Genomic DNA, 4,079 nt, shown 5'->3' with positions numbered 1-4,079 from the left:
CCGATCCGCATACGCCATACATCTTATCGCGACGGATGCAAACGGTCGATGAGGGCTGGATGACACTGGAATGGGAGCTGAAAACAGATGAGATTGTCCAGCTAACGCATGTCGGAATAGCAGAGGACGAAACCAATGGATATCATGCAGCACCTAACATTTCTTACGTGAAGATCCCAGACTATCCAGAAGAGCTACTAGTTTTTCCAGTCACGCCTTACCAACACCTGAGCAAGTACCCAATGCCACTGAACAGAACGTTGGATCCTATTCTAGGAGGGCCTGGCGAGCTGTCGATACCAGTGACTCTACACAATAAGAATGCAGCAATATCAATACGTGATAACGGAACATCGATAGACGGGTGGTCACAGACAGAAATAGGATTCGCAGTAGCAGTTTGGGGATACAAGTATAAGCTTTAAGTATTGGGCCAACAAAATATATTCTGAATGGCTCACGATGTAAGACTGTTGGCCCGTCATCCAGACCTTCTAGCGGAGCGGCACAACCTAGCAGCAACGACTGCGCCGGGGGCAACAGATGATGAAACCAGTCACTACGGAAGAGGATCAATATGGGTGAATCAAGCAACTGGAGCGGCATATATGTGTATGGACTCAACAACAGGGGCAGCAGTATGGGAACCAATAGGAGGAATAGACAACAGTATGTTGTGGGCAATAACATTCGGAGGCTAACATGTTAGCATTGAACAGTGGAGATAAACTACAAGGAGACGCTTCGGTAGCAGCAGTCATCGATTATACGATACACGGGGTAAGAAATACAACAATAATGCAATTAGCGGACGGACAGTTGCCAATAGTAACAGGAGACATATACGAAGCTACCGGAATAATAGCGGTATCATCGATAATAATAATAAACACGGATGCGAACACGCGAACAATAAACCTATTTCTACTACCAAATGGTGGTGTGGCAAGAAGAATATGCCCAAAAGATTTGAGCCTACAAGCAGGTTATTCCGCCTTAATCGAAGGCGGAAAGATGCAAGTTTTCGACACAAATGGAGCACTACAAACAAGTCTAACAGGGGGGGATGTCACAGGACCGGCAGTTGCGGTCGATTCGAACATAGCAGAGTTCGACGGAATAACGGGAAAGATAATAAAAGACTCGCTTTTAACGCACGCGGACGTAAAAGACGCCGTAGACAAAAAACACACAGAAGCACATGGTACAAACCACACCGATGGGACAGACGACGTAGCAACGATGAGCGGAGACGCCGGGGCGGGAGGAACAAAAGGACTCGTGCCAGCGCAGGCGGCGGGAGACACACTAGCAAACAAGTTCCTGCGAGCAGACGCGACTTGGGCAGCAATACCGAAAACGAGCACGAGTGCCACGGACCCGACCGTGAACGACGACGTCAACCTGGGCTACATTGCAGGAAGCACGTGGATAAACACAACAAACGACACGATTTGGATATGCATAGACAACACAGACGGCGCAGCGGTCTGGGCAGAGCAAGCAGCCACAACGAGCACGATACAAAAAGCAACCGCTACCATTCCATACAACGACGCCGACGGCAAGGTCACTTTGCTGACGATGACAGCGAACGGTTTTATCCGATTCGTGGGAAAGGTCGTCACGACGGCATATGACGCTGGCACAGTAACCGTGGGGGAGGAAGGCGACGAGGCAAACCTGATGACTGCCGAACTGGTGGATGCGCAAGGAGCAACACATGACACGTACACTCCGAACAAATATTATGCTTCTGGGTCGGTGATCAAGGCGTTCATCACACCAGGTGCGGCAACAGAAGGCACGTTTACGCTTATACTCGAATATGTTACAGTCTGAAGGTGATAAAAATGAAGCTCAAAATTATGATAATGGCCCTGCTGCTTCTGGCGGGGATCGGATCGGCGGTGAACAAGCTCCCGGCAACAGAGTTCGTGGGGGATATCGATTTCATGGACGGGTATTATGCTCGGAACGCGACGGATGGCTTCTTCAATATAATAGATTATGGTGCGGCAGATGCTGGCGATCCGACCGCTAACCGTCTCGCAATCCAGGCGGCGATAGATGATGCAAGCGCATATCCAAACGGTATTGTGGTGGTCCCAGGAGGAAACTTCACAGTAGATAAAAATCCAGTCACAGGATATATTCTCAGAGCGAAATCTAATGTCACGATCACTGGAACCGGGACCATCCGGGTGGCGGATGGCATCCGAGTGGCGAACCATTCGACGAGTAACATATTACTATTTTACGAAGTTGATTCTACTCGGGTCATCGAAAACGTACGGATCGACGGCATCACGGTGGATTTCAATGGCCAAAATAATTTAGTTCAGTCTACGGAGTGGAAATATGGAAACGTGAATCGAATGGGGGCGATGAACGCAAAGAATTGGACGATTTCACACGTAACGTTCAAAAATGCAGCGGGACACCACTTCTTGCATTTTAAAGTTGGTGACTATCTGGATGTTCACCACTGCAAGTTTTTGATGAGTGGAAACGCTATGGAGGGGAATTACGACCACGACCATACATCCCTTTATGCGTCGATGAATTATTCGTACATCCACGATAATCTTTTCCAGAATCCGCCAGGCACAAAAGACCGAGTGGCGGCTGGAATTACAGCGTTCGAACTTCACCGGAGTAATTCTATTGCGCATAATAATATAATAGAGTACTATTATAACGGGTTTTACATCGCTTCGCCAAACGGCGAATCGGTGGATAATGTCGTGGTGACGAATAATATTTTCCGAGGAACGCATCGTGGGATGCGGCTGTATGTCTACGACGTCGAAGGGTCGAATATAGGTCACGTAGAGCTATCTGGAAATCAGGTATTTTTGGAAGAGTGGAACGTCTCGGATAATACCATCGGTCCGACTGGGATATATGTTCAGGGAACAACCAACCACAACACAACGCAGCTAGTTATACAAAATAATTTTATAGTTGGACCCCCGACGTTGAGCTACACGCTCTATTCCACGGCGATAGATGTGAACGCGGTTCTAAATCTGACGCTAGAAGGAAACACATTCATGGACTTTTCCCGAAGTGGAATGTTCAAGATCCGGCCAAATTCGCGTGATTATATAATTACGGGGAACACGTTCGTCGACGGGGCACACGACACGATATATGGCGGAATATATCAGGGCTGGATTTTTGCGGCATTGTACGGTGCGCCAAAGTATTTCGAGGTATCCGGCAATTCGTTCGTCCAGCATAATACGACCGCCTATCCGATATATGCGGTCAGAATAGAAGAAATCGGGGGGACGTTTAGCATTGACGATATAAGCATCCGAAACAATTTTGTTGATGGGCTATTCAACGCCAACCATTTCATGGTCTTGAACACCCAGACAGGGGCTACATATATAGAATCGCGGGGAGCGGCGGCACCGACTGCCGGATATCACGGAGTTGGTTCGATTCGATGGAACACCGCCCCAGCCGCGAACGGAACGATGGGGTGGATCTGCACCACCGCCGGAGCCCCCGGCACCTGGAAAACATGGGGAGCGATCGCGGCTTAGCGCCCGATCCTCGCCCCTTCTTTTCTACTTCCAAAAAACAATAGCGATAGCCGTCGCCAATAGGATGACGACGGCGCTTGCACAGGCCGCCCCCGGCGCGACGAGGAGGAGGGCGAGGAGGAGAGGGAGTCTCATCCCTCGGCCCCCATGAACTTCAGAACGACCGCTGTTATGTCCAGGTCGTCGCCGCACTTCGGGCAGGTAACGATCACCCGAGGATTAGACGGTATCGGGCGATCGTCACAAGAGATATCATCCTTCGTCATCGCCTCAGCCCTTCACTTCGCACTCGATATCGATCGCGTCCCGGAACTCCGACGAATCATAGCATCCCGCCAGATCCGACGGGAACGCCTTGGATAAATACAACAACGAACTCGTTTTTCATATCAGTAGATAGCACTACAGGTGCAGCAATCTGGAACGAAGTTCCTCATCACAACTTCAACGGAGCAGCAGCGCCAACGGCAAACGACGACGTGACCGCAGGATACGCAGAGCAGATAGCGGGGCAAATTCAGA

At 49.7% G+C, this 4,079-nt stretch carries 4 protein-coding genes; 3 read left to right on the top strand and 1 reads right to left on the bottom strand.

The window, feature by feature from the left end; all coding sequences use genetic code 11:
* The 3 genes from PHI12_13840 to PHI12_13830 all read left to right on the top strand — a co-directional run.
* On the top strand, window positions 1–425 hold a 425-nt coding region (locus PHI12_13840; GenBank protein ID MDD5511875.1), incomplete at its 5' end, for a hypothetical protein.
* A 277-nt stretch (window positions 426–702) separates the two neighbouring features.
* The gene (locus tag PHI12_13835) at window positions 703–1,842 is read left to right on the top strand and encodes a hypothetical protein (protein MDD5511874.1); all 1,140 of its coding nucleotides are present in this window, start codon (window positions 703–705) and stop codon (window positions 1,840–1,842) included.
* Between the two features lie 11 nt (window positions 1,843–1,853).
* A complete protein-coding gene (locus PHI12_13830; GenBank protein MDD5511873.1) occupies window positions 1,854–3,557 on the top strand; it encodes a hypothetical protein in 1,704 nt (567 codons plus the stop codon).
* Between the two features lie 131 nt (window positions 3,558–3,688).
* On the opposite strand, the gene PHI12_13825 is transcribed toward PHI12_13830, so the two are convergent.
* Complete coding sequence (locus tag PHI12_13825) at window positions 3,689–3,823, bottom strand: hypothetical protein (protein ID MDD5511872.1); 135 nt, start codon at window positions 3,821–3,823, stop codon at window positions 3,689–3,691.
* Window positions 3,824–4,079 lie beyond the last annotated feature (256 nt).

This window comes from Dehalococcoidales bacterium (assembly GCA_028716225.1).
In the GTDB taxonomy this organism is placed as follows: domain Bacteria; phylum Chloroflexota; class Dehalococcoidia; order Dehalococcoidales; family UBA5760; genus UBA5760.
The sequence above is the reverse complement of the archived record's forward strand: the minus strand, read 5'-3'. Positions and strand labels throughout refer to the sequence as shown.

Excerpts from the sequence above, each read along its gene's own strand:
- PHI12_13835 (MDD5511874.1), top strand. The coding sequence starts at position 703 with ATGTTAGCATTGAACAGTGGAGATAAACTACAAGGAGACGCTTCGGTA.
- PHI12_13830 (MDD5511873.1), top strand. The coding sequence starts at position 1,854 with ATGAAGCTCAAAATTATGATAATGGCCCTGCTGCTTCTGGCGGGGATC.
- PHI12_13825 (MDD5511872.1), bottom strand. The coding sequence starts at position 3,823 with ATGACGAAGGATGATATCTCTTGTGACGATCGCCCGATACCGTCTAAT.